Raw genomic sequence first — 24,608 nt, forward strand, 5'->3', positions numbered from 1 at the left:
GGTAAGTCCCCCAGTATTCGAGAGTGGAGCGCATGAATTATCTTCCCAGCAAGAAGGTGCGCGGTCTGGTCGGCATCGTGGCCCTGGCCGCCTGCGCAGCCCTGGCGATTCCGAACGCGCAGGCCGCCCCGGCCGGCGCCACCGAGGTCCTGCCGATCCCTGTCCCGGGAGAGCCGGCCAGGATCGACCTGACGGATTCCGGTCGCGACGCCGGCTGGAACGCGACGACGTCCTGGAACGCGGTGCGCTACAACAAGCTCTACAGCACCGGCAACATCGCGCCGTCCAAGTGCAAGCGCCCGAACGTGGCCCTGAACACCGAGGCCCGGGTCCGGTACTTCGAGACCGAACTGGTCCGCTGCCTGTACGCGTCCTGGAAGCCGAGCGTCTGGCGTGCGAACGGTCGTTGGGACGTCAAGCCGAAGCTCGTCGTGCACGGCTACAACACGATCAAGACCACCTGTGGCAGCGTCACCGGCTGGATCTCGTTCTACTGCAGCACCGGCGGCGGCACCATCTACATCCCGTGGCGCCAGATCGTCACCTACTACGCGCAGAACCCGACGTTCGCCGTCGCGTACGCGACCAACACGATCGCGCACGAGTACGGCCACCACGTGCAGTCGATGACCGGCCTGCTGACCGCTTCCTGGTGGCGGCAGGGCCACATGACGACGAACGACGCGCGGATGCTCGAGAGCCGTCGTCGCGAGCTGCAGGCGTCCTGCTTCGGCTCGGCGTACATCGGTGCGAACAAGGCCTACTACCCGATGTCGGGTGGCCTGCTGACCCAGTGGAAGTACGTCGTCTCGCACTCCGGCGACATGAAGGGCGGGCCGCGTGACCACGGCTCGTGGACCAGCCACAACTACTGGTCCCTGGCCGGCTTCACCGGCAACGGGAAGAACACCCACCCGGGCAGCTGCTCGACCTGGTCGGTCGACCCAGGCAAGGTCGCCTGACCGGTCCGGTAGGACGATTCGGTAAACAGCGGTAACCAAGGCGCCCGGAATGCGTTCTGTATTCCGGGCGCCTTCGCGTTTTGCCGACACGTGCACGATCTGCGATCGTGTGGTTACGGTGTTTCGGGTCCGCACGCCTTAGAGTCTGGGTCGACCGTCGAACGGCAGGAGTCAAGGACAGTGAACTACGACGAGTTCAACACCGAGTACACCAAGGTGCTGGACAAGATCAGAAGTGGCAAGTGCAGCTGGTCGGAGCTGTCCGGGCATGTCACCCGGCTGCGTCAGGCCACCGCGAGCATCACCGGCGCGGTGGAGAAGGCGCAGATCGACAGCGACCTGGCCGCACTCGGCCAGATGGTCGACCTGTCGCGCCGGACCAACGACCGCGAGGACGTCTGGACGATCACGTCCGAGGCGGTCCGCCGGGCGTCCAGCCTGGAGGGCTCGGTGGCAGACCGGCTCGGCAGGATCGAGGCGGCGATCAACGACATCACCACCCTCGCGAACAGGAACCCGGACGAGCGGGAGGCGCTGATGCAGTCCACCAGCACCCTGCGGATCCTGCACTCCTCGCTCCAGAGCTCCCTGCGCGCCGAACAGGCCGAAGCCGCAGCCCTCAGCTGAAACCGCGCGGGCTAGACAGCATCAGCCACCGCGGCGTAAACCCGCATGATCATTCGTCCCCTTTTCACCCTCGCCAACTGCCCACAGCTGATTGGACAGTCTGCGGGGAGGGTGAAAAGGGGACGAATGATCATGCGGGTTCGCGCCTGGCCCCTGGGGTTGTCTTGCCTGTACAGGTCGGGGCTGACGTCTTTCGTCAGATGCCGGCAGCCTCGGCGAGGTCTTGTTTGATGGCGGTTAGTTCCGCTGTTGCCTGGGCTCGGGCCGCGGCGACGTCATCGCCTTCGACCGGGATGACGACCTCCAGGTAGCACTTCAGCTTCGGCTCGGTTCCTGAGGGGCGGACGACGACCCGGGCACCCGCCGACAAGGTGTAGCGGAGGCCGTCCGTCGGCGGCAGGCTCTCGCTGCCCTCGCTCAGGTCGTCCACCCGCTCGACCTTGTGCCCGCCCAGGGATGTCGGGGGAGTAGCCCGCAGCCGGTCCATCGCCGCCACGATCAGGCTCAGATCCTCCATCCGCGCGGCCAGTTGGTCCGTCGCGTGCAGTCCGTACTTCTTCGCCAGGTCATCGAGCAGATCCAGCAGCGTCCGGCCGTCCGCCTTCGCCCGTGCCCCGAGTTGCAGCACCCGGACCAGGGTCGAGACGCCGTCCTTGTCCTTCACCGCGTCAGGGTCGACGCAGTACCCGAGCGCCTCCTCGTAGCCGAACACCAGGTCCGGCACCCGGCCGATCCACTTGAACCCGGTGAGCGTCTCGACGTACCGGATGCCGTAGCCGGCGGCGATCTTGCCGAGCAGTGACGAGGACACGATCGAGCACGCGGCGACACCGCCTGACCGCCCGTTCCAGACGTACTCCCCGAGCAGGAACTCACCTAGCAACCCGCCGAGCTCGTCCCCGCGGAGCATCCGCCAGCCCCCGGCCGCGGCCGGATCCGGTACTGCGACCGCGCAGCGATCCGCATCCGGATCGTTCGCCACCGCGAGATCGGCACCCACCGAGCGAGCCAGGTCGAGCGCCGCGTCGATCGCGCCCGGCTCCTCCGGGTTCGGGAACGAGACGGTCGGAAAGTCCGGGTCCGGCTCCGCCTGCGACGCCACCACAGCCGGTACTGCGAATCCGGCGCGCTCGACGGCCGCCTCCACCAAGAATCGGCCGACACCATGCAGGGGCGTGTAAGCAATGTTCAGCGATCGGGGGGCGTCAGCCGGGACCAACGTGGCGATGCGGTCGAGGTAGGCGTCCAGCAGGTCGTCTCCCGCGGTCTGCCAGTCGTCCCCGCGAGGAACCTCCGCAAGGGGTCCGACGGCCTCGATGGCAGCCGCGATCTCCACGTCCGCGGGCGGAACGATCTGCGAGCCGTCACCCAGGTAAACCTTGTAGCCGTTGTCCTGCGGGGGATTGTGCGAGGCGGTCACGACGACGCCCGCCACCGCCCGCAGGTGGCGGATCCCGAACGCGATCACCGGGGTCGGGGTGGGCCGGTCCAGCAGGACGGCGTCCAGCCCGGCGCCGCGGACCACAGCGGCCGTGTCCTGCGCGAAGACATCGGACTTGTGGCGGGCGTCGTACCCGATCAGGACCGGGCCGTCGGTGAGGCCGTTGGCCTTGAGGTAGGCGCACAGGCCGGCCGCGGCGCGGATCACGACCACCCGGTTCATCCGGTTCGATCCGGCGCCGACCGCGCCCCGCAGGCCCGCAGTACCGAACTCGAGCGTCCCGGCGAACCTGTCCGCCAGCTCCGCCTCAGCCTCAGGGCCGGAATCCAGCAACCGCTGGAGCTCGGCGCGAGTGTCGGGGTCGGGGTCCTCGCTCAGCCAGCGCTCGGCGGCGGCGCGCACATCATCAGTCACGCCCGCACGATACCGCTCGATCGACTAGTGGCCGGAGGACTGGCAGGGGCGGGCGCGGAGGTCGGCGACGTAGTCGTCGGGGGCACCGGCGGCCTCGGCCGCCTCGGCGAGGATGCCCAGGTAGCGGGCCGACGGCAGGCCGCCCTCGTAGGCGTTCAGCACGTACATCCAGGCGAGCTGCTCGCCGTCCAGGGTCTGCACCCGGACCTGGATCTTGCGGTAGACGCCCTGGTCGATCCACTCCCACTCGTCCAGGCGCTCGACATCCTTCGGGCTGACGTCGTACAGGGCGACGAAGACCTGGTTCGCCGGGTCGGACGGGTCCTCGACGACGGTTGCCATCGAGCCCTCCCAGCCCAGCTCCTCGCCCCCGAAGGTGAGGCGCCAGCCGACGATCCACCCGGTCCCGCGCAGGGGGGAGTGCGGGCACCGCTCGGCCATCAGGTTCGGGTCCAGATTCGACGCAAACGCGGCGTACAGGGTCACGACGTCACAGGATACGGAACAATGGCCTCTCGTGGCGCGAGTTGTGATCATCGGTGGCGGTCCTGGCGGGTACGAAGCGGCGAGTGCGGCCGCCCAGCTGGGAGCGGAGGTGACTGTTGTCGATTCCGACGGGATCGGCGGCTCCTGCGTGCTCACGGACTGCGTACCGAGCAAGACGTTGATCGCCACGGCCGAGCTGATGACCGAGGTCGAGGAGGCCGGCGAGCTCGGCGTCCGGGTCGACGATGGCGACGACGATCCGGCGAATTCCGTGCGTGTCGATCTCTCCGTCGTCAACAAACGAGTCAAGGACCTGGCAGCGGCCCAGTCCGAGGGGATCAGCCGCCGGCTGGCCGACGACAAGATTCAGGTGATCCACGGCCGCGCCCGCCTCGACGGGCCTGAGACGGTGGTGGTCGGTGACGAGCGGCTGGACGCCGATGTCGTCCTGATCGCCACCGGCGCAAGGCCGCGCATCCTCAAGGATTCCGAGCCGGACGGCGAGCGGATCCTCACCTGGGAGCAGGTCTACGAGCTCGAGGAGCTCCCGGAGCGGCTGATCGTGGTCGGATCCGGTGTCACCGGTGCGGAGTTCGCCAGCGCGTACGACGCGCTGGGGGCCGAGGTGGTCCTGGTGTCGTCGAGGGACCGGGTGCTCCCCGGCGAGGACGCGGACGCGGCCGCCGTCCTGGAGGACGTGTTCCAGCGGCGCGGTCTGACCGTGCTCGGCAAGTCCCGGGCGGCCTCGGTCAAGCGGCACGGCGACGGGGTCGTGGTGACCCTGACGGACGGCCGCACGGTCGAGGGGTCGCACGCGCTGCTGGCGGTCGGATCGCTGCCGAACACGGACGACATGGGGCTGGTCGAGTCGGGCGTGTCGCTCGGCGACGGCGGGTTCATCACCACCGACCGGGTCTCCCGGACCACGGCCCGCGGGGTCTACGCGGCCGGCGACTGCACCGGCGTACTGATGCTGGCCTCGGTGGCGGCGATGCAGGGCCGGATCGCGATGTCGCACGCGCTCGGCGACGCGGTCGCCCCGCTGGACCTGTCCACGGTCTCGTCGAACGTCTTCACCGCGCCGGAGATCGCCACGGTCGGGCTCACCCAGGCGGCGCTCGACGCGGGTGGCAGTACCGCGATGGTGGTCAAGGTCCCGCTCGCGGACAACGCGCGGGCCAAGATGCAGGGGGTCCGCGACGGTTTCGTGAAGCTGTTCTGCCTGCCGAACACCGGCATCATCGTCGGCGGCGTGGTCGTCGCGCCGCGGGCCAGCGAGCTGATTCATCCGATCTCCCTGGCGGTCGGCGCCCGGCTGACCGTGGACCAGATGGCTCAGTCGTTCACGGTCTACCCCTCGATCTCCGGCTCGATCGCCGAAGCCGCCCGACGGCTGCACCTGCGCTCATGAAGTTCCTGGTGCTGTGGCAGATGGAGCTGAGCCTGCTCTCGCCGGAGATGGCCCGGGCCGTCGGCGCGATGCCGGAGTACGGCGAACGGCTGCAGCGCGAGGGCAAGGTGCTCGCCCGCTATCACGTGGTCGGCTCGCACGGCGGCGCGTGGATCTACCAGGTCGAGTCGCACGAAGAGTTCGAGCGCCTGCTGGGCCGCGCACCGGTCTTCAACTTCGCCCGCTACACCGTGCACGCCCTCGCGGAAATGGATCCGCACAGCTAGCTATCGGTGATTGACGGACTTCCCGACGTCGAGGATGGTGGCAGGACGGGAGGTTCTCATGTTCAACGACAAGGACGACCTGGCCGTCGACCGGCATCTCATCGTCACGCACCGGCTGCGGGCGCGCCGGATCCAGCTCGGGCTGACGCAGAAGCAAGTCGTGACCAGGTTGGGTCGTAGGGGCATCCGGACCACCAACAAGACGTTGAGCAGCTTCGAGCACGGCGCCGGAGTGGACGTCGTCAGGCTCCCCGAACTCGCCGCGGCCCTCGACTGCACAGTGACGTATCTTCTCGGCCTGACCGAGCAGCCGACCCGCTGGGAACCGGATCACACCGGGCCGGCGCATACCGCCCAATCGACGCCGGCGGACGGCAACTGGATCCTCGGCCCCGACATCCCGCACCGCACGACTCACCGCTGACGGCGTGGGACGTCAGACCAGCGCGAGTCTCCGGTTGGCGATGGCGAGGTGGTACGCCGAGTGATCCCGCAGCGCCGTCAATCGCACGAGATCAAGCCGGTCGCAGACCCATTGCCAATGCAGCGAGACCCAGTCGCCGGGGTGGAGCGGGCCTAGCAGGTCGCGACCATCGACACTCCGGATGACGGTCTCCTGGCGAGGTGAGCCCAGCGCGAGTTGGCGCCCGTCCCAGGTGAGCGGCCGCGACTCGACCACCACTTGCCCGGCCGTGTCAGCGATCACCCGCCCCCAGCGGATCCGGCACTGGTCCAGTACGTGCAGCGCCTGCGCCCCGCTCTTCTCGTCAGCGAGCCTGTCCACCCAGGGGTAGGCACAGAACACCTGGAAGCTGTGGTGCGGCCTTCCGCCGGCCCTGAACGGCGTACCGACGTCTGTCAGCAGGGGATTGCCGAGCCAGTACGCCTCGACGACGCGATGATCGAGCGGATCGGCGATGCCGGTCTTCGCCGCGATCAGCTCCAGGAACGGCCAGGCGCCCTCGAATTGGCGGGCCAGCTCGCGGAGCCCGTCGTCCACGGTTCCGCTGACCCCGTACGACAGCAGCGCGCTGTCGTCGGCGGGACCGCAATACCCGAGCCGGTTCGGCGCCAGCGCGTAGCGCACGAACAAGATCGGCCCGGGCGTGTTCACTGCGGCCCGAAGAAGGCGAGGGCGTCGGCCGCGCGTTCGGGACTCATCCGTTCCAGCGCGAAGCCGCTGTGGATCAGGATGTACTCACCCGGCACGAACGGTCCGTCGAGCAGCGCCAGGTTGATCTCGCGCACCACGCCGGCGACCTCGACCTGTCCAAGGTCGAGGCCGGGGGTGGTCGCGACGATGCGTCCCGGGATGCCCAGACACATAGGCCGCTACATGTTCCTGAGCCGGAGATAGCGCAGCGAGTCGGGGATGAAGGCGTAGCCGACCCCTCCGACGATGACCACGACGATGGCGACGATGACCCAGCGCATTACGACGTCCCTTCTCGAACTCTCCTGCCGATGACCAGGTCGGTCACCAGTTCGACCGCGGTCTGCACCGCGTCCTGGACCGCGGGCGTCAGGCCGATGCCGGTCCCCAGGTCGGCCGGCTCGCAGCCGATCACCACCACCGGTCCCAAGGTCCCACCAAGTCGGGGAACAAGCGAGAGCACGGCGTCCGGCCCCAGATCGTGCGCGTCCATGCTGACCTCGGGGCCAGGCTCTTCGGCGGGCTCGGCCTCGACCGTGTACACGGTTCCCGGCGGCTCACCGCGCTGGACCGCGTCGATCAGCACCACCAGGTCATAGGGCTCGAGCAGTTGGTAGGCCAGGTGGATCCCGCGGATGCCGAAGTCCTGTACCTCGACGCCGTCGGGCCAGGTTCGTTGCGCGAGCCGGCTGATCACTTCGATCCCGAAGGCGTCGTCGCTGCAGAACATGTTGCCCAGTCCGGCAACCAGGATCCGCCCGCTCATCCGGCACTCACCAAGGGCTCGATCTCGTCCGGGCTGAAGTAGAGGTAGCGGCCGTGCGAGCGCTGCACCTCACCTTCCTCGCCGTCCAGGGCCACCGCGAGGTGCGTCTCGCCGTCCACGTCCGACAACACCGCGACGACCGTGCCGAGCCGGTCGGCGAGGAACATGTCCTGCGCGTCGGCCCGCCGTACGCCGGGACGCAGCCGGATCCGCACTCCGTTGCCGACGGCAACTCCACCGACCATCACCGTGTCCGTCCCCGGCGAGACGGAAGCGTCGTTGCCGGGATCCCACCAGGGCGTGTCGGCAGGCGGCGGTTCGCGTTCGGTGACCTTGCGGACGTAGCGCAAGGTGCCGTGCAGCCGGTCCAGGATCTCCTGCGGCATCGAGTCCACCCGGTCGAGCATCGCGGCGGCGCGCGGATCGGTCCCGCGGACCTCGCGCTTCTCGTCCTCGGTCAGCGTCATCGTCCGCAGGCTGAGGATCTCGTCGATCTCGGTCGCGTCGAACAGGTCGCCCTGACTCTCCGCGGCGATCTGCGGGTGGTCGTAGAGAATGATCGGGGACGAGAGCAACAGATCGCCGGCGAGTACGGGGAAGATCCCGAGGTTCTCGCAGTCGGCCACGTAGCCCACGGCCCACTCAGGGGGTTCGAGCAACGAGAGGAAGCGGCAACCGTCGGCCGCTACCAACAGGTGATGCGCGATCAACGCCTGCCGTAATGCACCGGTCCGCTCGAGCTCGTCGCCCGCACTGATGTTCTCGACGCCGAGGCGCAACCGGACTACGCCGTACGGGCCCGGCAACTGCTCGGAGCTGAGTGACAGCACCCCGGTCAGGGGCAGCCGGGTGCGTTGGAGGAAGCCGGTGCTCACCGGTTCCACTTCGGTGCCTCCGGCAACTTCGAAGGGCACTCGGAGTGGTAGCTCGCTCAGTGCGGCCGTCACGTCGATGTGCTGTTCCACCGCCTCGTCCCACGGCACGTACGAGGCGTCCTCGGTCTGCAGTGAATCGACCTCGGCCCGATCGGCGTCGAGCACCGTACGGCGTTGCGCCTGCAGGAACCGGATCCGCACAGTCAGGACCCCGTCGTCGCCGTCGAGCAGGCACTCGGTCTGCGAAGAGGTCCGCTCCGACGAGTCGATCGCGCCGTACGCGGGCGGCATCAGGACGCCGAACTGCCAGCGCACCTTGTTCTTCCCGTCGGAGGCCCGATACGGATAAAGCACGTACCCCTCGAAGAGCAGCGCGTCGGCGACCTGCTGGACACCCTCGAAAGACGCTGTCATTCCAGCTTCTCCTTCAGCAGCCGCTCGATCGCGTCGTCCCAGCCCGTCATGGCCTCGCGGGCGCGGTAGTCATAGAGCTTGTCGAACGTCTCCCGTCGCAGCTTCAGCCATGCGGCGCCGGGGAAGTGCAGGTCCATCGCCTCCCGCCAGACCGGCACGGGCAGCGCGTACGACGTCTCCTTCTGCCAGGCGACCGGGGTCACCGACAACGTCCCCGCACGCCCGGTGAAGATCGTGCCGTTGAAGAGCAGTAGCAAGGGCACTCCACCCTCGCGGACGGCGTAGAGGTACTTGTTCGCGGCGACATCGAAGTCGTAGCTGCACGGCAGCTGCAGGTCCACCTCGGTCGAGCCGGTGAACCCGGGAACCATCTGCGTGACGAAGGCCAGTTGTAGCGGCTTGAGGGTGTCGCCCCAGCGAGAGCGGTCGCCGAAGAGGTCAGCGAGTGCGTCCGCCTCCTCGTCGTCGTAGCGTCGGCGGATCGGCTCGATCCGGATCTGACAGCGCAACGCGAGCGCGTGTACCGGCGTACCGGTCGTCTCGGTCACCTTCAACTTCAGCAGCACCGTCGGCGTCGCGGCGTACCGGTCGGCCTCGGAGTCCACGCAGGTGAAGTCGAGGTCAACCACGGCAGCGCTCCTTCACGCTTGCGAAGAACTCGTCGATCCGTCCCCAGACCTCCTCGCCACCGGCGAAGCCCTCCCAGTACTGCCGCACGATGCCGACCAGCTCGTAGCACGAGTCGATCGGCACCAGGTAGCACTCGAAGCCGTCGTCGAGCCGGCGGAGTAGGACCGCCTCGACGTCCGGGATCAGCCGGCCCAGCAGGGGATCGGCCGCGACCACCTCGTCCCAGCTGGCCAGGTCGAGCAAGGACTCGGTGGCGCCGCCCGGGCTCGGGTAGAAGGCGACGTGCTTGGCCTGGTCGGTCTGCTGGAACAGGAAGGCCAGGTTCACCGGGATGCCGAGGGCTTCCCACTGCGCCGCGGACATGGCGAAGTCCTTGTTGAACCGGTACTCCTCCGGTACGGCGCGGTAGTGGCCGCGCGAGGCGGCTTCGGCGTTGAAGAGCAGATAGCACGGCCGGCAGGTGCACAGCAGCCGGTGATCCGGTACGTCGGCGATGTGCGGGTGCTGCGGACCGATCGGCACGGCACACATCTCGCATTGCTCACCGGGCGACAGTTGCTGCCGCACGCCACCGGTGAAGCCGCGGAGGACCGCGACCGGATCGACGGCCGGTGTCGGCTTGTCCCGCGCCAGCGAGCGCAGGGTCGGCGACGGCCTCACGCCGGCTGCCTTCCCGGTACTGCGACCTTCCAGCCGGTGTCGTCCGGCAGTAGTGGCAGAGCCTCGAGTGCCGGGGCCCCGACCGGTGCCAGCGCGCGCCCGGCCAGCCGCACGTCGTACAGGGCGGTGCAGCGTGGGCAGGTGAGTTCGTCGCCCTCAAGTCGCCCGTGCTGCAGAACCGAGGAGCAAGTCGGGCAGTTGTTGCGGTAGGCGAAGAACGTGCCGGCGAGGTTCACCACCAGCAGTTCGAGATCGTTGACCATCAGCTTCTGCAGTTGGCCGGGCGCCGTGACCAGGTCGAGCTTGTGCCATCCTTCAGCGTCCTGGTGCGCGCGGAACGGTTCGATCGTCAGCAGGTTCTGCTTCTTTGCCGCGACCATCCCCTCCACGTCGACGGCGACCGCTTCCGGCGCCGCGTCGAGCACCGCGTTCTCCACTGTCAGGCGCACTGTCGCCGTCGAGCCAGGGCATCCCTCACAGCTGCCTTGCAGCCGCAGGTGAACAATTCCCTCGTCATCGATGCCGAGGTAGTCGATACCGCCGGCGTGCGAGCCCAGATACGGCCGCACGCTGTCCAGGGCAGCCTGGATCCGGGTCGCCACGTCATCGGGATGCAGGTCGTGCAGGAGCAGCATCCCGGTGACGAGATCGTCTTCCAGCAGACCCCGGACCTGTGGTTCGTCCAAGCGGCCGAGCAGTTGTTCAAGGCCCGCGCCGTGCAGGGACAGCACGGCGCGGACCAGCTCCTCGACCTTCTCGGTCACCTCCGGCTCGGCGCGCCGCTGGACTTCATCCAGCAGCATGTCGATCCGTTCGCTCAACGCCTGAGCGTCGCGGCCATTCATCAGATCAACACAGTCATGTCAGTAGGGTTTGACCGCGAGGGTGGGCGAGTGCAGGTGGGTCTTCTCCTGGCCGTTCCCGACGAACATGTGCACGCCGCAGGGCAGGCAGGGATCGAAGCTGCGCACCGCGCGCATGATGTCGATGCCCTTGAAGGTGGCCGGTGGGTTCTCCTCGAAGATCGGCGTGTTCTGTACTGCGTCCTCGTACGGCCCGGGGGTCCCGTAGGAGTCGCGCACACTGCCGTTCCACGGGGTCGGCGGGTACGGGTGGTAGTTCGCGATCTTGCCGTCGCGGATCACCATGTGGTGCGAGAGCACGCCGCGCACGGCCTCGGTGAAGCCGCAGGAGATCGCGTTGTCCGGCACCTTGAACGGGGTCCAGGTCTCGGTCCGGCCGGCCCTGACCTCGGCCATCGCCTTCTCGCAGAAGTGCAGTGCGAGGGCGGCCGCGTAGGCCTGGAAGTACGTCCGGGCCCGGTTCCGCTCGAGCGCGTTGCTCCACCGCGGGATCTTCCACTCGTATTCCGTGGCCGGCTTGAGCGCGGTCCGGGGGAGCTGGATCTTCACGCTCTGACCGGTCGCCTGGACGTAGTCGGTGTTGACCAGGCCGGACAGTGCCGTCGACCAGAGCCGGGCGATGGGGCCGCCACCGGTGTCGAGGGCCAGGTGGTCCTTGCCGTCGAACCAGCGCGGCGACATGGTCCAGCTGTACGCGTTCGCGAAGTCGCGCTTCTGTGGCTTCGGGATGGTGTGCTGGTTCCACGGGTGCCGGACGTCGACCGGGTTGCCGAGTGGGTCCTTGTCGACGAACTTCTCGTGGCTGCCGTCGGCCCAGTCGTCGTAGTACGAGCTGCCGAGCAGGATCCGCAGGCCGAGGTTGATGTCGAGCAGACTGTTGGTGACGAGCTTGCCGTCGACCACCACACCGGGGGTGACGAACATTCGCCGGCCCCAGGCCTCCATGTTCTCGTACTTGAAGTCGCAGATCGCCGGGTCGTTCAGACTGCCCCAGCAGCCGAGCAGGATGCGCCGCTCGCCGACGTGCTCGTAGCCGGGCAGAGCCTCGTAGAAGAAGTCGAAGAGGTCGTCGTGCAACGGCACGACCTTCTTCATGAACTCGATGTAGCGCATCAGCCGGGTCAGGTAGTCGGTGAACAGCTGGATCGTCGCGACCGTGCCGACGCCGCCCGGGTAGAGCGTCGACGGGTGGACATGGCGTCCCTCCATCAGGCAGAACATCTCCCGGGTGTAGCGACTGACGTGCAGCGCCTCGCGGTAGAAGTCGCCCTCGAGCGGGTTCAGCGAGCGCATGATGTCGCCGATGGTGCGGTAGCCGTGGTCGCCGGCGTGCGGCGCCTCGGTCCGGTTCGCCAGCTCCAGGACGCCGGGGTTGGTCTCCCTGACCATCCGCTCGCAGTAGTCCACCCCGACCAGGTTCTCCTGGAAGATGTTGTGGTCGAACATGTACTCCGCGGCCTCGCCCAGGTTGACGATCCACTCACCCAGGTGCGGCGGGGCGACGCCGTACGCCATGTTCTGCGCGTAGACCGAGCAGGTGGCGTGGTTGTCGCCGCAGATACCGCAGATCCGGCTGGTGATGAAGTGCGCGTCGCGCGGGTCCTTGCCCTTCATGAAGATGCTGTAGCCGCGGAAGATCGACGAAGTGCTGTGACACTCCTCGACGGTCTTCTGCTTGAAGTTGACCTTGGCGTAGATGCCGAGGCTGCCGACGATCCTGGTGATCGGGTCCCAGGCCATCTCCACGGTGTCTGAGCTGGTGTCGGTGTCGGGGGCGAGGCCGATCTTCGGTTCGGTGGTGGTCATGGCTGCCGCACCTTCTCGTAGCCGGTGGTGAGGGTTGAGCCCTTGTGCCGCCACTTGGGTTCTTTGTTCGCCGTGTTCTGGGTGATCTTGCGCAACCGCCGGATCACCGTTCCGTAGACCGTGCTCGCCGCGACTGAGACCTTGCTGCCCGGCGGTTCATCCATGAACGGCATGAACTTGTCGGGGAAGCCGGGCATCGTGCAGGCGATACAGATGCCGCCCACGTTCGGGCAGCCGCCGACGCCGTTGATCCAGCCCCGCTTGGGCACGTTGCAGTTCACCACCGGACCCCAGCAGCCCAGTTTCACCAGGCACTTCGGCGAGCCGTACTCCTTGGCGAAATCGCCCTGCTCGTAGTACCCGGCCCGGTCGCAGCCCTCGTGCACCGTCGCGCCGAACAGCCATTGCGGTCGCAGTTCGGCGTCGAGCGGGATCATCGGGGCCTGGCCGGCCACCTGGTAGAGCAGGTACACCAGCGTCTCGGACAGGTTGTCCGGGTGGATCGGGCAGCCGGGCACGCAGACGATCGGCAGGCCGGCCTTCGACTTCCAGCTCCAGCCGAGATAGTCCGGCACCCCCATAGCGCCGGTCGGGTTGCCCGCCATCGCGTGGATTCCGCCGTACGCCGCACAGGTGCCGACGGCAACGACCGCGGTCGCCTTGGGCGCCAGCCGGTCGAGCCACTCGGACGTCTTCATCGGCTGCCCAGTCATCGGGTTGTTGCCGAAGGCGGCCCAGTAGCCGTCGGACTTGATCGCCTCGTTCGGGATAGACCCCTCCACTACCAGGACGAAGGGTTCCAGTTCACCGCGGTCGGCCTTGTGCCACCACTCGATGAAGTTGTCCGCCCCGGTCTCGGGGCCGCACTCGAAGTCGATCAGTGGCCAATGCACCGCGATCTTCGGAAGTCCCGGCAGCGCCCCGAGCACGATCTCCTCGATGCTGGGCTGGGTCGCCGCGGTCAGGGCGACGGAGTCCCCGTCGCAGCTCAGACCGCCGTTCATCCAGAGGATGTGGACGACCCCTTCGTCGGCCGTCTCCTGTGCCTGCTCCGGTTCCGCGGTCATCGACATCGTCCGAGCCTCCTCAGGGAGTTCTTCTCGGACAGTACGTCCGGAATCCGCTCCCCGACAGACACTTGTGTCGGGCATTAATGGGATTGTCCGGAAATCGCGGAATCCTGGAATTGGGGAGATTTCCCCGTCATCGACGCGGTGGTCCGGCGGGGCTACCTTTGAGCACCGAAGCAGTCTCTGAGAGCCGTGCCGAGATGTCTGACGATCCCCCGCCGGGCGGCGCTGACGCCGAGGGACTGTTCGTGTCCCCGGTGGTGGTCGTCTCCCACACCTTCCCGGCCCGGCCGGGCTCGCTCCCGGACGCCGAGCTCTTCGTCCGCGAGGCGCTCCAGCCGGTCGAACTCGACGCGGGCGAGAACTTCGCCCTGTACGACGCGATCACCACCGCCATGCTCGCCGCCGCGGGCCCCGCGGAAGGCGTTTTCGACGTGACTGTGCGGATCTTCCCCGACGGTGTCGAGGTGGAGGTCCTGCACGGCGAGGCGCTGCGCCGCCTCGGCACCTCGCCGCAAGTCGGCGAGGAGCTGTTCGCGGACTGGCTGACCGGCGTACTCCGCCGGCAGGGTCTCTCCCAGCAGGCGGCCGCCCGGCGGATCGGGGTGTCGGTCCGGACGGTCAGCCGCTGGCTCAGTGGTGTCACCGAACCCCGGATGCGCGATCTCCGCCGGGTGCACGCAATTTTCGGACCGTCGCAATCCGATTAGTCCGGTAATTCCGGACCCTGGTGAAAGCGCCATCGGTGGGTCTACCCTGCGAAGCAGTCCACATATGGCCGACTTCGCCATCTGGCTTCGGTCTTTCCCCGAGCGGTTCCTGACAAATTCATCATCAGGCGGTGGGTGCCACGACCGATCAGGTTGTCCGCGTCCGCGCCCGGATCACTGTCTCCGGCGTCGTCCAGGGTGTCGGCTTCCGGCCGTTCGTCTATGCGCTGGCCCGGGAGCTCGGACTGTCCGGCCAGGTCACGAACACGCCGGCCGGGGTCATCGCGGAGGTCGAAGGTTCGGCCGGCTCGGTCGCGACGTTCGCCCGGCGGATCGCCAGCGATGCGCCGCCGCTCGCGGTAGTGGAGACGGTGGACGAGGTGCGGGTGGCCAGTTGTGGCGGGACGGAGTTCCACATTCTTGACTCCGCCGGTGGGGCCGGCCGGACCCTGGTCTCGCCGGATGTTGCCACCTGCAACGATTGTCTGGCCGAGTTCGACGATCCGGCCGATCGCCGCTACCGGCATCCGTTCATCACCTGTACGAACTGCGGTCCCCGCTTCACGATCATCACCGGCCTGCCCTACGACCGCCCGGCCACGACGATGGCGGGCTTCCCGCTCTGCGCGGACTGCGCCCGCGAGTACGCCGACCCCGGTGACCGCCGGTTCCACGCTCAGCCGATCGCGTGTCCCGCCTGCGGCCCGCGCCTCAGCTTGACCACCTCAGCCACAGACCCGCAGTACGGGGAGGAGGCGCTGGCTGGGGCTCGCCGGCTGCTCGGGTCGGGCGCGATCCTTGCTGTCAAAGGGCTCGGGGGATTCCACCTGGTCTGCGATGCGACCGACGAGGCTGCAGTGACGACACTGCGCAAGCGGAAAGATCGCGGTGACAAGCCCTTCGCGGTGATGGCCGCGGATCTCGCCACGGCGCGACGGATCGCGGAGATCGACGAGACCGAGGCGGCGCTGCTCACCGGGCATCGGCGGCCGATCGTGTTGCTCAGAAGGCTTTCTGCCGCTGGAGTCGCGAAAGCAGTTGCTCCTGGCAACCCGGATCTGGGTGTGATGCTGCCGTATACGCCTTTGCATCGCTTGCTCTTCGAGGACGCGTCGGTGCTGGTGATGACGAGCGGGAACGTGTCCGGCGAGCCGATCGTCAGCTCCGACGAGGAGGCGCTGATCCGGCTGGCGCCGTTGGCTGATGCTTGGCTTGGACACGATCGCCCGATCCATGTGCCCTGTGACGATTCGGTCGCACGCATTGTCGCGGGCGACGAACTGCCGATCCGCCGCTCGCGCGGCTATGCGCCCTTCCCTGTCGCATTGCCGTCCCCGGTTCGTGCGGCGCTGGCCGTGGGTGGTGATCTGAAGAACACCTTCTGTCTTGGTGAAGGGCGCTATGCCTGGCTCTCGGCGCACGTCGGAGACATGGACGACCTCGCCACGTTGACCGCCTTCGAGAAGGCCGAGCGTCATCTGGAGAATCTCACCGGCGTGGGGCCGGAGATCCTGGTCACCGACAAGCATCCGGCGTACAGATCCCGGCAGTGGGCGGAACTGCATGCGGACGGGCGGCCGGTGCTCGGGGTTCAGCATCACCATGCCCACCTGGCGTCGGTGATGGCCGAGCACGGGTACGACGGGGACGAGAAGGTGATCGGGTTCGCCTTCGACGGGACCGGGTACGGCGACGACGGTGCGGTCTGGGGCGGCGAGGTGTTGCTTGCCGACTACGACGGCTTCGAGCGGTACGCGCACCTGGGCTACGTCTCGCTGCCGGGCGGGGATGCGGGAGTGAGGAACCCCTGCAGGATGGCGCTTTCGCACCTGACCGCCGCGGGACTGCCTTGGGATCCCAGACTGCCGGCTGTCCAGGCCTGCTCCGAGGAGGAGTTGGCGCTGCTCCGCACTCAGCTCGAGCGGAACCTCGCCTGCGCGCCGACGTCCAGCATGGGCCGGTTGTTCGATGCGGTCTCCTCGCTGGCAGGGGTCTGCCATCGGGCCGGTTACGAGGCGCAAGCTGCCATCGAGCTGGAGGGTCTGGCCGCCGGCCACGCGCTGGACCAGCCGTATGAGTTCACCCTGAGCGATCCGGCCCCGCTGCTGACGGCGGTGGTCCGGGACGTCCTGGACGGGGTGGATCCGGGAGTGGTGGGGGCACGGTTCCACGGGGGAATCGTGGCCGCCATGGTCCGTACGGCCGACCTGGTCAGAAGCAGGAGGGGTTTGACCACGGTCGCGCTGTCCGGCGGGGTCTTCGTCAACAGATTGTTGCTGGCGGCAAGTACCAGGGCGTTGTCCAGTGCCGGCTTCACCGTCCTGCGGCACCGGTTGGTGCCACCGACGGATGCCGGTCTCGCACTCGGGCAGCTGGCCGTCGCGGGCCGCGTCCACCACGGAAGGAGTTAACAGCATGTGTCTAGCGGTACCGGGAAGAGTGGTGGAGATCCGGGTCGAGGACGACACCCGGATGGGCAAGGTCGACTTCGGCGGGGTGATCAAGGACGTCTGCCTCGCGTACCTGCCGGACCTGCAGGTCGGCGAGTACACGATCGTGCACGTCGGGTTCGCGTTGCAGCGCCTCGACGAGGAGTCGGCGATGCAGTCGCTCGAGCTGTACAAGTCGCTGGGGGCGCTCGAGGAGGAGTTCGGCGATCAGTGGGGGATCGCCGCACAACAGGCCGGGGAACGCCGGCCACCGGGCACGGAGTACCGGAAGGAGACGGCGGAATGAAGTATCTGGCCGAGTTCAGCGATCCCGACCTGGCCAAGCGCCTGGTCGACCAGATCCACGCCACGGTGACCAAGCCGTGGGCGATGATGGAGGTCTGCGGCGGGCAGACCCATACGATCGTGCGGCACGGCATCGACCAGTTGCTGCCCGACGGGGTGGAGATGATCCACGGCCCGGGCTGCCCGGTCTGTGTCACCCCGCTGGAGATCATCGACAAGGCGCTCGAGATCGCGGCCCAGCCCGGGGTGATCTTCTGCTCCTTCGGCGACATGCTGCGGGTGCCCGGCAGCGAGCGCGACCTGTTCCGGATCAAGAGCGAGGGGGGCGACGTCCGGGTGGTGTACTCGCCGCTGGACGCGCTCAAGATCGCCAAGGACAACCCCGACCGTCAGGTGGTGTTCTTCGGCATCGGCTTCGAGACCACCGCCCCGCCGAACGCGATGACGGTCTACCAGGCGAAGCAGCAGAACATCCCGAACTTCAGTCTGCTGGTCTCGCACGTCAAGGTGCCGCCGGCGATCGAGGCGATCATGCAGTCGCCGGACTGCCGGGTCCAGGCGTTCCTGGCAGCCGGCCACGTGTGCAGCGTGATGGGTACCTCGGAGTACCCGGAACTGGCCGCGAAGTACAAGGTGCCCATCGTGGTGACGGGATTCGAGCCGCTGGACATCCTGGCCGGCATCTTGCGGACCGTGGTCCAGTTGGAGCGCGGTGAGCACTATGTCGAGAACGCCTACAAGCGAGCCGTGACCGACGAGGGCAACACCACCGCGCAGGCGATGCTGTCCGATGTCTTCGAGACCACTGATCGCTCCTGGCGGGGGATCGGGATGATCCCGCAGAGCGGCTGGCAGTTGTCCGAGCGCTACCGGGAGTACGACGCGGAGTACAGGTTCCAGGTCCGCGACATCAAGACCGAGGAGTCGACCGTCTGCCGGGCCGGCGAGGTGCTGCAGGGGCACATCAAGCCGCACGAGTGCGAGGCGTTCGGGACGCTCTGTACGCCGCGGAACCCGCTCGGCGCGACGATGGTTTCCAGTGAGGGAGCCTGCGCCGCCTACTACCTCTACCGGCGACTGCAAGCTCCCGAGGCGGTGAGCTCCGTTGGCTGAGCAGGTGATGCTCCCCGACCCGGTCCTTCCCGCCGCGCCGAACTTCGACGGCTGGACCTGCCCGCTGCCGTTGCGGGACTACCCGACCATCGTGATGGGGCATGGCGGTGGCGGTCAGCTCTCTGGTGAGCTGATCGAGCACCTCTTCCTGCCGGCGTTCGCGAGTCCGTTGGTCGAGGGGTTGACCGACTCGGCGGTCGTCACCCTGGGCGGTGCGCGGCTGGCGTTCTCGACGGACTCGTTCGTCGTGCAGCCGCTGTTCTTCCCGGGCGGCAGCATCGGCGACCTGGCCGTCAACGGCACCGTGAACGACCTGGCGATGTCCGGCGCCCAACCGGCGTACCTGTCCTGCGGTTTCATCCTGGAGGAAGGCGTCGAACTGTCGGTCGTCGGCCGGATCGCGAAAGACCTCGGTACTGCGGCGCAGCGGGCCGGCGTCGTGATCGCGACCGGGGACACGAAGGTGGTCGACTCGGGCCACGGGGACGGCGTCTACATCAATACCGCGGGGATCGGCCTGGTCCGCGAGGGCGTGGACATCCGGCCGCAGCGGGCGGCTGTTGGTGACGTGGTGATCGTCAGCGGCATGATCGGCGTCCACGGCATCGCGATCATGAGCGTGCGCGAGGGCATCTCGTTCGGCACCGAGGTGGTCAGCGACTGCGCCCCGCTGAACGGCCTGGTCTCGGCGATGCTGGACGTCACTCTCGACCTGCATGTCCTGCGGGATCCCACCCGCGGCGGCGTCGCCACCTCGCTGAACGAGATCGCCAAGTCCGCCGGCGTCGGCGTCGAACTGGTCGAGGCCGACCTGCCCATCCCGGAGACGGTGGCGAACGCGTGCTCGTTCCTCGGGCTCGACCCGCTGTACGTCGCCAACGAGGGCAAACTGCTCGCCATCGTCGCTCGCGAGGACGCCGAGGAGGTTCTCGTGGCGATGCGGGCCCACCCGCTCGGGACGGACGCGGCGATCATCGGCGAGTGCGTTGAGGACCACCCCGGCATGGTGGTCACCAGGACCACCTTCGGTGCCACCAGAGTGGTCGACACCCCGATCGGAGAGCAGTTGCCGAGGATCTGCTGAAACGCAGGGGTAAACCTGCACGTCCGCAGTCGGCCGGCCGGACACCCGGGGTAACCGGGGTCCGGCCGGTGGCGTTCGGCTTACTTCCGCGCAGAATCGGTCCTTGACCGCCCGCCGCGGCGGGCGTCGGCCACGGACAGTCACCGTTGCTTGCGGCAACCAAGTATCCGGCCGGCGGAAACTCGGCGGACAATTGCTATCGGCAAGCCGTTTCACAGTCGTACGCTCCGTCTGTTCACCGCGGTGTTCACCGCGTACGTCGGAGGGGATCTGATGAGACGACGCCTGTTGCACGGCTCTGCGCTCGTTGCCTTGGCCACCTTGATCGTCGGGCCGCTGGCCGCGGCCCCCCAGGCTGTCCAGGCCGCCACCGGGGAGGATCCGCCGCCGGCGGCCACCCAGGTGAAGACGGCCACCGACAGCGCCGTCAACAAGCTTGACCCGAAGCTGGAAACCCGGGTCAAGAAGGGCGAGACGGGGCAGGTCGCGGTGTTCGCGACCGTGCAGGGGGATGCCACCGCGGCCCGCGAACTGCTCGACGACTCGAACCTCGCGCAGTCCGGCGATACCGGTCTGGTGATCGGATCCATCGCCATCCAGGCGCTGCCGAAGCTCGCCTCGACCAAGGGCGTCGTGTCGGTCCAGCCGGTCGAGCTCGGCAAGACGGGCGAGCCGTTGGGCGACCCTGACCCGGAGCTGCACAAGGTGCCGACCAAGGCCGAGCAGCAGGCCGCGTTGACCCGCGCCAAGACGAGCGAGGTGCCGTACTCCGAGGCGCCGCCGCCGCGGTCCTCGAACTTCGACAAGCTGAAGAAGCAGAACCTGCTGGACGCCAAGTCCCACAACTTCACCGGCGCCTGGAACGATGGCTACACCGGCACCGGCATCACCGTCGGCGTGCTCGACGGCGGCACCGACTTCGGCCACCCGGACCTGCTCAACACCTGGCAGACCTGGTCCGGCCAGACCGGCGCGAAGGCCGGCTGGAACGGCTGGCCGAAGGCCTTCGATCCTTTCGGCACCCTGCAGTGGCTGTCCGCGCCTTCGCAGGTCGACGACGGTCTGTCCTGGTACGTGAAGACCTCCGCCGCGGACTGTGTCAAGGCCGGCACCGGCTGCTCGGTCGGCTTCGCCACCAAGACCGGCCCGTCGCGCAACTTCGCGGCGCCGACCGGGACGAACCAGCACACCTACAGCTTCCCGGCGAGCTGGAGCAAGTCCGGCAAGGTCCGGCTCGGCAGCCACCCGGATGACCACCTGCTCCAGCTGTACGGCGAGCGCCCGGCCTTCCTGGTCACCGACCCGCACACCGCCGGCGTGTACGACACCGTGTACGTCGACCTCGACAACGACCAGTCGTTCGCCGACGAGAAGCCGGTCACCAAGAGCTCGCCCGCGTCGTACCGCGACATGAACGGCGACGGCTACACCGACATGTCCGGCGGCCTCCTGTACTACGTGTCCGACGGCGCGACGCCGATCCCCGGTGGACTGGACGCGTTCGGCGTCAACGACACCTCCTTCGGCTCCGGTGAACTGGTGGCCTGGACGGGCGACTACGACCCGGCCATCGAGGGCCACGGCACCCTGACCGCGTCGAACGTCGTCGGCCAGGCAGTGATCAACGGCAAGGCGCCGACCTTCAAGGATGTGCCGGGCGGGAAGTACGCCGGCGCAGTACTGGGCGGGGCTCCGCACGCCAAGCTGGCTCCGTTCGGGGACATCTACCAGGGCTTCGAGTTCTCCACCCAGTTCGGCTACCTGCTCTCGACCCGCCAGGGGGTGGACGTCACCTCGAACTCGTACGGGCAGTCCGACGTCGACAACGACGGCTGGGACGCGGCGAGCCAGGAAGCCGACGTGATCCACGCCGGCTACAAGACGACGCCGCTGTTCTCCACCGGCAACGGCGCTCCCGGGTTCGGCACCACCGGCTCGGCGGCACCGACGGCCGGGATCGAGGTCGGCGCGTCGACACAGTTCGGCGGCAGCGGCTGGGACTCGATCCTGCGGACCAAGCAGATCAACGACAACGACGTGATGGTCTGGTCGAACCGTGGGTTCGGCGCGAACGCGACCAACGGCGTGGATGTGGTTGCCGACGGCGCCTATGCGCCGGGTGACGCGACCCTCAACACCGTGCTGGACGGCCGGAACGCCTGGGTCACCTGGGGTGGCACCAGCCGGTCGACGCCGGTCGCGGCGGGCGCCACGGCACTCGTCTACCAGGCCTACAAGAAGGAGCACGGCGGCGCGGTGCCGGCCGGGTTCTACTCGACGGCCAAGGACCTGCTGAAGTCGTCCGCGCAGGACCTCGGCTACGACTCCAACATCCAGGGCTCGGGCTCGATCGACGTCGGCAAGGCAGTCCGCTCGGCCGTCGGCCAGCGGGCCTCGGTGTCGCCGTCGCAATGGCGGGTTGGTGACTACCGCGGCACGGAGTACCCGGTGTTCGCGAACGTCATCTCGCCCGGTGGCACCGACACGCAGAAGTTCACCGTGAACGGGCCGGGCGCCTGGCAGGTCGACGACCGTCAGCTGGTCCGGACCGCGAACGACACGATCTCCTTCAACAGCAAGGATCTGAGCAAGGAGAGTACGGGCAACTTCAACGCGCCGGACTACCTGATCGACCTGTCCAGCAAGGTGAAGAAACACAAGGACGCCGACCTGATGGTGGTCAAACTCGAGTATCCGCGCTCGGAGTTCGACAACGATCAGAACCTCAGCGAGGACCAGGCCTGGCGCCTGCTCACCTACAACTGGACCGACGTCAACCACGACGGCAAACTGTGGAAGGACTCGAACAACAACGGCGTGGTGAACCACACCGACAAGACCACCAGCTCGAACATCGACGGGTTCCTCGACCTGGACTTCTCCAAGTCCGAGATGCAGCAGGGCGAGTACGGCCGGTTCATGTACCACCGGGCGGGTGCGAACGCGCTGCAGTCCTACGTCCGGGATCCCTACGACCGGATGGCGGACGGGCTGTTCCTCGGCCTGCAGCACTCCGCCGTGAACGCCCAGATCCCGGTGACGAACTTCAAGATCTCGATCGACTGGTACAAGAACAGCGACTGGAAGTGGATCAGCACCCCGTCCACGGTCAAGGGCGGCTCGTTCACCGCGTCGATCAAGGTGCCGTCGAACGCGCCGTACGGGATGTACTCCGGTGCGGTGCTGCTGACCCGCGGCAGCGACTCGATGGTCGTGCCGGTGTCGGTGGCGGTCGCGGCGAAGGCGACCCAGGACGCGACCGGGAAGATCACCGGTGCCACCACGTTCGGTGGTTCGGACGTGGCGAAGGCGCAGCAGAACCTGACCTACAACAACGGGTCGGTGTTCGGTGCGAACGACTGGGGCTGGCGAGCCGAATCCGGTGACTGGCGGTTCTTCTACCTCGACGTACCGAAGGCTCCGGCCGAAGGGACGAAGCTGCTGGCGAACACGACCTGGGAGGGGACCGGTCCGTTCACCGACATCGACACGTTGATCATGGGTCGCTCGCAGAACCACTTCCAGGTTGTACCGGATTCGGTCTTCGGCGCGCCGTACACGCTCGACACGGTCGGGAAGAGTCCGAACACCAATGTCCGGGCCGGTGTGTGGCGGTTCGACACCGCGACCGGTGGACCGGCCGATGTGGTGACGGCACCGGCGCAGGAAGGTCTGCAGGCGGTCGCGCTGCACCAGGTCGGTTGGCAGGGCGATGCGTTCAACACACCGTTCAAGGTGCAGCTCGGCAGTGCGTCCGTGTCCCCGTCCTCCGTGGCGGCAACGGCCGGCGGTGACACCGGCGGCTTCGACGTCAAGTTCGAGTCGAGCGTGGCGCTGGACGGCCTGAAGGCGACGGCGTTCGGGCTCAGCCAACCGAGCACGACCACCGAGACAGCGCACCAGGACAACCCCGACGACCCGGCCACGGCCAGCGTGAAGAAGAACATCACGCTGAACCACGCCTCCCGGCTGAGCGTCACCACCGCGCTGGACACCAACGACCTGGACCTGTTCGTGGTCCGGGACGCCAACAACGACGGCACCTTCTCGTCGTCCGAGATCGTCGCCTCGTCCACCTCCGGTACGGCGAACGAGTCGGTCGACCTGATCAACCCGCCCGACGGCAACTACCAGATCTGGGTCCACGGCTTCGGAGTCGCCGGTACTCCCGCCTTCACCCTCAACGTGAACGCGGTCCAGGGCAACGACCTGACGGTGACCGGTCTCCCGACCGGCCCGCTGGCGCCCAACACCCCGGTCACCCTGCACGTCGACTACAACAAGGCAATGACGGCAGGCCAGACCTACCAGGGCGAACTCCTCCTAGGCCCGACCACAGCCCCCGCCGCCCTGTCCGTCCCCATCAAAATAACCCGAAACTAACCTCCCCTCCCCCCGCGAAACCCCCGACCCGGATACCCCCTTCCGGGCCGGGGGTTTCGCGCCCTCAACACGTGAGTTGCTGCTCGCCGGGTTTCCGGGTACGCCGGTCAGCGGGCGACGGTAGTTGCCACTAGCAACTGCATATGCCTCGGGGATCGCGTTCGCGCGATCCCCGTGATTCGCTTGGTGCATTGGCGGTGTGGTTGCGCCCGGTGCATGAGCGATGTGGTTGTGCCGGTGCATTGGCAGTGTGGTTGCGCGGTCTCCGCTGCGGGAGTGTGCTAGTCGACGGGGTGGGTGTCAAGGGCGCTTCGCGGCCCTTCGGGCTCGAACAAGTTCGACCCTTGACACCCACCCCGTCGACCAGGGAAGGACGCAGCTACGCGGATCCGCGCTGACGTGTGAGCTGCACCCGGGGGATTCCGTCCGCCCGGGTGGTTCCGGCGGGATGTTCGGCCCCTCCGCTGATTCCGTGGGCCCGGGTGGCGCCGGATTCCGGGGGTGGCCCCATCCGGACCTGCAGAAGTCGCGAAACCCTGTCCAGTAACCGGTTTCCCGGGTGGGATCGGCGGGTTCTGTAGGTGTGGGTGGGGCCGGGCGGTGGGCCTCGCGTCGAGCAGTGGCGTGGTTCTGTCGGCTGCCGGCTTGTGGGACCGATACCGGTCTACTGGACGCTATCGGTCGAACAACCCGCTATCGGCGGTAGGCCCGTCCGGATGGATGCCGGGTCGTTGGACCG

Annotated in this window: 23 protein-coding genes; 11 read left to right on the plus strand and 12 right to left on the minus strand. The window is 67.8% G+C overall.

Annotation, left to right across the window (positions count from 1 at the left end; genetic code table 11):
- Positions 1–32: 32 nt before the first annotated feature.
- Together VFG33_RS19270 and VFG33_RS19275 are read left to right on the plus strand one after the other, a co-directional pair.
- On the plus strand, positions 33–962 hold the full coding sequence (locus VFG33_RS19270; protein WP_325054291.1) for a neutral zinc metallopeptidase: 930 nt from the start codon (positions 33–35) through the stop codon (positions 960–962).
- Between the two features lie 180 nt (positions 963–1,142).
- Complete coding sequence (locus tag VFG33_RS19275) at positions 1,143–1,589, plus strand: hypothetical protein (RefSeq protein WP_325054292.1); 447 nt, start codon at positions 1,143–1,145, stop codon at positions 1,587–1,589.
- A 196-nt stretch (positions 1,590–1,785) separates the two neighbouring features.
- Here VFG33_RS19275 and VFG33_RS19280 read toward each other — a convergent pair whose 3' ends face one another.
- The gene (locus tag VFG33_RS19280) at positions 1,786–3,444 is read right to left on the minus strand and encodes a phospho-sugar mutase (protein WP_325054293.1); all 1,659 of its coding nucleotides are present in this window, start codon (positions 3,442–3,444) and stop codon (positions 1,786–1,788) included.
- A gap of 24 nt (positions 3,445–3,468) precedes the next feature.
- A complete protein-coding gene (locus VFG33_RS19285) occupies positions 3,469–3,930 on the minus strand; it encodes a gamma-glutamylcyclotransferase family protein (RefSeq protein WP_325054294.1) in 462 nt (153 codons plus the stop codon).
- Between the two features lie 31 nt (positions 3,931–3,961).
- Here VFG33_RS19285 and VFG33_RS19290 point away from each other — a divergent pair, with 31 nt between their 5' ends.
- From VFG33_RS19290 to VFG33_RS19300, 3 genes are read left to right on the plus strand one after another with little or no spacing between them, the layout of a single operon-like run.
- On the plus strand, positions 3,962–5,341 hold the full coding sequence (locus tag VFG33_RS19290) for an NAD(P)H-quinone dehydrogenase (RefSeq protein ID WP_325054295.1): 1,380 nt from the start codon (positions 3,962–3,964) through the stop codon (positions 5,339–5,341).
- Positions 5,338–5,607, plus strand: a complete 270-nt coding sequence (locus VFG33_RS19295) for a muconolactone Delta-isomerase family protein (protein WP_325054296.1) — start codon at positions 5,338–5,340, stop codon at positions 5,605–5,607. The genes VFG33_RS19290 and VFG33_RS19295 overlap by 4 nt, the downstream gene beginning before the upstream one ends.
- Before the next feature lie 58 nt (positions 5,608–5,665).
- Positions 5,666–6,031, plus strand: a complete 366-nt coding sequence (locus VFG33_RS19300; protein ID WP_325054297.1) for a helix-turn-helix domain-containing protein — start codon at positions 5,666–5,668, stop codon at positions 6,029–6,031.
- A 12-nt stretch (positions 6,032–6,043) separates the two neighbouring features.
- Here the strand turns inward: VFG33_RS19300 and VFG33_RS19305 are convergent, their stop codons facing one another.
- Genes VFG33_RS19305 through VFG33_RS19345 form a run of 10 tightly spaced genes read right to left on the minus strand, consistent with a single transcriptional unit; the run spans position 6,044 to position 13,847 of the window.
- On the minus strand, positions 6,044–6,721 hold the full coding sequence (locus VFG33_RS19305; protein ID WP_325054298.1) for a DUF6390 family protein: 678 nt from the start codon (positions 6,719–6,721) through the stop codon (positions 6,044–6,046).
- Positions 6,718–6,933, minus strand: coding sequence for a HypC/HybG/HupF family hydrogenase formation chaperone (locus VFG33_RS19310; protein ID WP_325054299.1), 216 nt, complete (start codon positions 6,931–6,933; stop codon positions 6,718–6,720). Before VFG33_RS19310 ends, VFG33_RS19305 begins: the two co-directional genes overlap by 4 nt.
- Positions 6,934–6,939: 6 nt before the next feature.
- Entirely contained in the window at positions 6,940–7,041 is a 102-nt protein-coding gene (locus VFG33_RS41290) for a DUF6893 family small protein (protein WP_414672967.1), read from the minus strand.
- Positions 7,041–7,526, minus strand: a complete 486-nt coding sequence (locus tag VFG33_RS19315) for a hydrogenase maturation protease (RefSeq protein ID WP_325054300.1) — start codon at positions 7,524–7,526, stop codon at positions 7,041–7,043. Before VFG33_RS19315 ends, VFG33_RS41290 begins: the two co-directional genes overlap by 1 nt.
- Positions 7,523–8,815, minus strand: coding sequence for a hypothetical protein (locus tag VFG33_RS19320; protein WP_325054301.1), 1,293 nt, complete (start codon positions 8,813–8,815; stop codon positions 7,523–7,525). Before VFG33_RS19320 ends, VFG33_RS19315 begins: the two co-directional genes overlap by 4 nt.
- Positions 8,812–9,444: a DUF6084 family protein gene (locus tag VFG33_RS19325; protein WP_325054302.1), complete on the minus strand. Its 633-nt coding sequence runs from the start codon at positions 9,442–9,444 to the stop codon at positions 8,812–8,814. Before VFG33_RS19325 ends, VFG33_RS19320 begins: the two co-directional genes overlap by 4 nt.
- On the minus strand, positions 9,437–10,105 hold the full coding sequence (locus VFG33_RS19330) for a DUF5947 family protein (protein ID WP_325054303.1): 669 nt from the start codon (positions 10,103–10,105) through the stop codon (positions 9,437–9,439). Before VFG33_RS19330 ends, VFG33_RS19325 begins: the two co-directional genes overlap by 8 nt.
- Positions 10,102–10,926: a NifU family protein gene (locus VFG33_RS19335; protein ID WP_325054304.1), complete on the minus strand. Its 825-nt coding sequence runs from the start codon at positions 10,924–10,926 to the stop codon at positions 10,102–10,104. The genes VFG33_RS19330 and VFG33_RS19335 overlap by 4 nt, the downstream gene beginning before the upstream one ends.
- A gap of 42 nt (positions 10,927–10,968) precedes the next feature.
- A complete protein-coding gene (locus tag VFG33_RS19340) occupies positions 10,969–12,774 on the minus strand; it encodes a nickel-dependent hydrogenase large subunit (protein ID WP_325054305.1) in 1,806 nt (601 codons plus the stop codon).
- On the minus strand, positions 12,771–13,847 hold the full coding sequence (locus VFG33_RS19345) for an NADH-quinone oxidoreductase subunit B family protein (RefSeq protein WP_325054306.1): 1,077 nt from the start codon (positions 13,845–13,847) through the stop codon (positions 12,771–12,773). Before VFG33_RS19345 ends, VFG33_RS19340 begins: the two co-directional genes overlap by 4 nt.
- Positions 13,848–14,044: 197 nt before the next feature.
- On the opposite strand from VFG33_RS19345, the gene VFG33_RS19350 reads away from it, so the two are divergent.
- The 6 genes from VFG33_RS19350 (at position 14,045) to VFG33_RS19375 (ending at position 23,869) form a co-directional block, all read left to right on the plus strand.
- Complete coding sequence (locus VFG33_RS19350; protein WP_325054307.1) at positions 14,045–14,554, plus strand: helix-turn-helix domain-containing protein; 510 nt, start codon at positions 14,045–14,047, stop codon at positions 14,552–14,554.
- A 131-nt stretch (positions 14,555–14,685) separates the two neighbouring features.
- A complete protein-coding gene (gene hypF, locus VFG33_RS19355) occupies positions 14,686–16,965 on the plus strand; it encodes a carbamoyltransferase HypF (RefSeq protein ID WP_325054308.1) in 2,280 nt (759 codons plus the stop codon).
- Positions 16,966–16,969: 4 nt separating this feature from the next.
- On the plus strand, positions 16,970–17,290 hold the full coding sequence (locus VFG33_RS19360; RefSeq protein ID WP_325054309.1) for a HypC/HybG/HupF family hydrogenase formation chaperone: 321 nt from the start codon (positions 16,970–16,972) through the stop codon (positions 17,288–17,290).
- On the plus strand, positions 17,287–18,402 hold the full coding sequence (hypD, locus tag VFG33_RS19365) for a hydrogenase formation protein HypD (protein ID WP_325054310.1): 1,116 nt from the start codon (positions 17,287–17,289) through the stop codon (positions 18,400–18,402). The genes VFG33_RS19360 and hypD overlap by 4 nt, the downstream gene beginning before the upstream one ends.
- The gene (gene hypE / locus VFG33_RS19370) at positions 18,395–19,486 is read left to right on the plus strand and encodes a hydrogenase expression/formation protein HypE (RefSeq protein ID WP_325054311.1); all 1,092 of its coding nucleotides are present in this window, start codon (positions 18,395–18,397) and stop codon (positions 19,484–19,486) included. Before hypD ends, hypE begins: the two co-directional genes overlap by 8 nt.
- Before the next feature lie 273 nt (positions 19,487–19,759).
- Entirely contained in the window at positions 19,760–23,869 is a 4,110-nt protein-coding gene (locus VFG33_RS19375) for a S8 family serine peptidase (protein WP_325054312.1), read from the plus strand.
- Positions 23,870–24,608: the final 739 nt, after the last annotated feature.

It is taken from the genome of Kribbella sp., from assembly GCF_035687465.1.
In the GTDB taxonomy this organism is placed as follows: Bacteria; Actinomycetota; Actinomycetes; order Propionibacteriales; family Kribbellaceae; genus Kribbella.

Excerpts from the sequence above, each read along its gene's own strand:
- VFG33_RS19340 (WP_325054305.1), bottom strand. The coding sequence starts at position 12,774 with ATGACCACCACCGAACCGAAGATCGGCCTCGCCCCCGACACCGACACC.
- VFG33_RS19300 (WP_325054297.1), top strand. The coding sequence starts at position 5,666 with ATGTTCAACGACAAGGACGACCTGGCCGTCGACCGGCATCTCATCGTC.
- VFG33_RS19295 (WP_325054296.1), top strand. The coding sequence starts at position 5,338 with ATGAAGTTCCTGGTGCTGTGGCAGATGGAGCTGAGCCTGCTCTCGCCG.
- hypD (WP_325054310.1), top strand. The coding sequence starts at position 17,287 with ATGAAGTATCTGGCCGAGTTCAGCGATCCCGACCTGGCCAAGCGCCTG.
- VFG33_RS41290 (WP_414672967.1), bottom strand. The coding sequence starts at position 7,041 with ATGCGCTGGGTCATCGTCGCCATCGTCGTGGTCATCGTCGGAGGGGTC.
- VFG33_RS19375 (WP_325054312.1), top strand. The coding sequence starts at position 19,760 with ATGAGACGACGCCTGTTGCACGGCTCTGCGCTCGTTGCCTTGGCCACC.
- VFG33_RS19360 (WP_325054309.1), top strand. The coding sequence starts at position 16,970 with ATGTGTCTAGCGGTACCGGGAAGAGTGGTGGAGATCCGGGTCGAGGAC.
- VFG33_RS19310 (WP_325054299.1), bottom strand. The coding sequence starts at position 6,933 with ATGTGTCTGGGCATCCCGGGACGCATCGTCGCGACCACCCCCGGCCTC.
- VFG33_RS19320 (WP_325054301.1), bottom strand. The coding sequence starts at position 8,815 with ATGACAGCGTCTTTCGAGGGTGTCCAGCAGGTCGCCGACGCGCTGCTC.
- VFG33_RS19270 (WP_325054291.1), top strand. The coding sequence starts at position 33 with ATGAATTATCTTCCCAGCAAGAAGGTGCGCGGTCTGGTCGGCATCGTG.
- VFG33_RS19315 (WP_325054300.1), bottom strand. The coding sequence starts at position 7,526 with ATGAGCGGGCGGATCCTGGTTGCCGGACTGGGCAACATGTTCTGCAGC.
- VFG33_RS19350 (WP_325054307.1), top strand. The coding sequence starts at position 14,045 with ATGTCTGACGATCCCCCGCCGGGCGGCGCTGACGCCGAGGGACTGTTC.
- VFG33_RS19345 (WP_325054306.1), bottom strand. The coding sequence starts at position 13,847 with ATGTCGATGACCGCGGAACCGGAGCAGGCACAGGAGACGGCCGACGAA.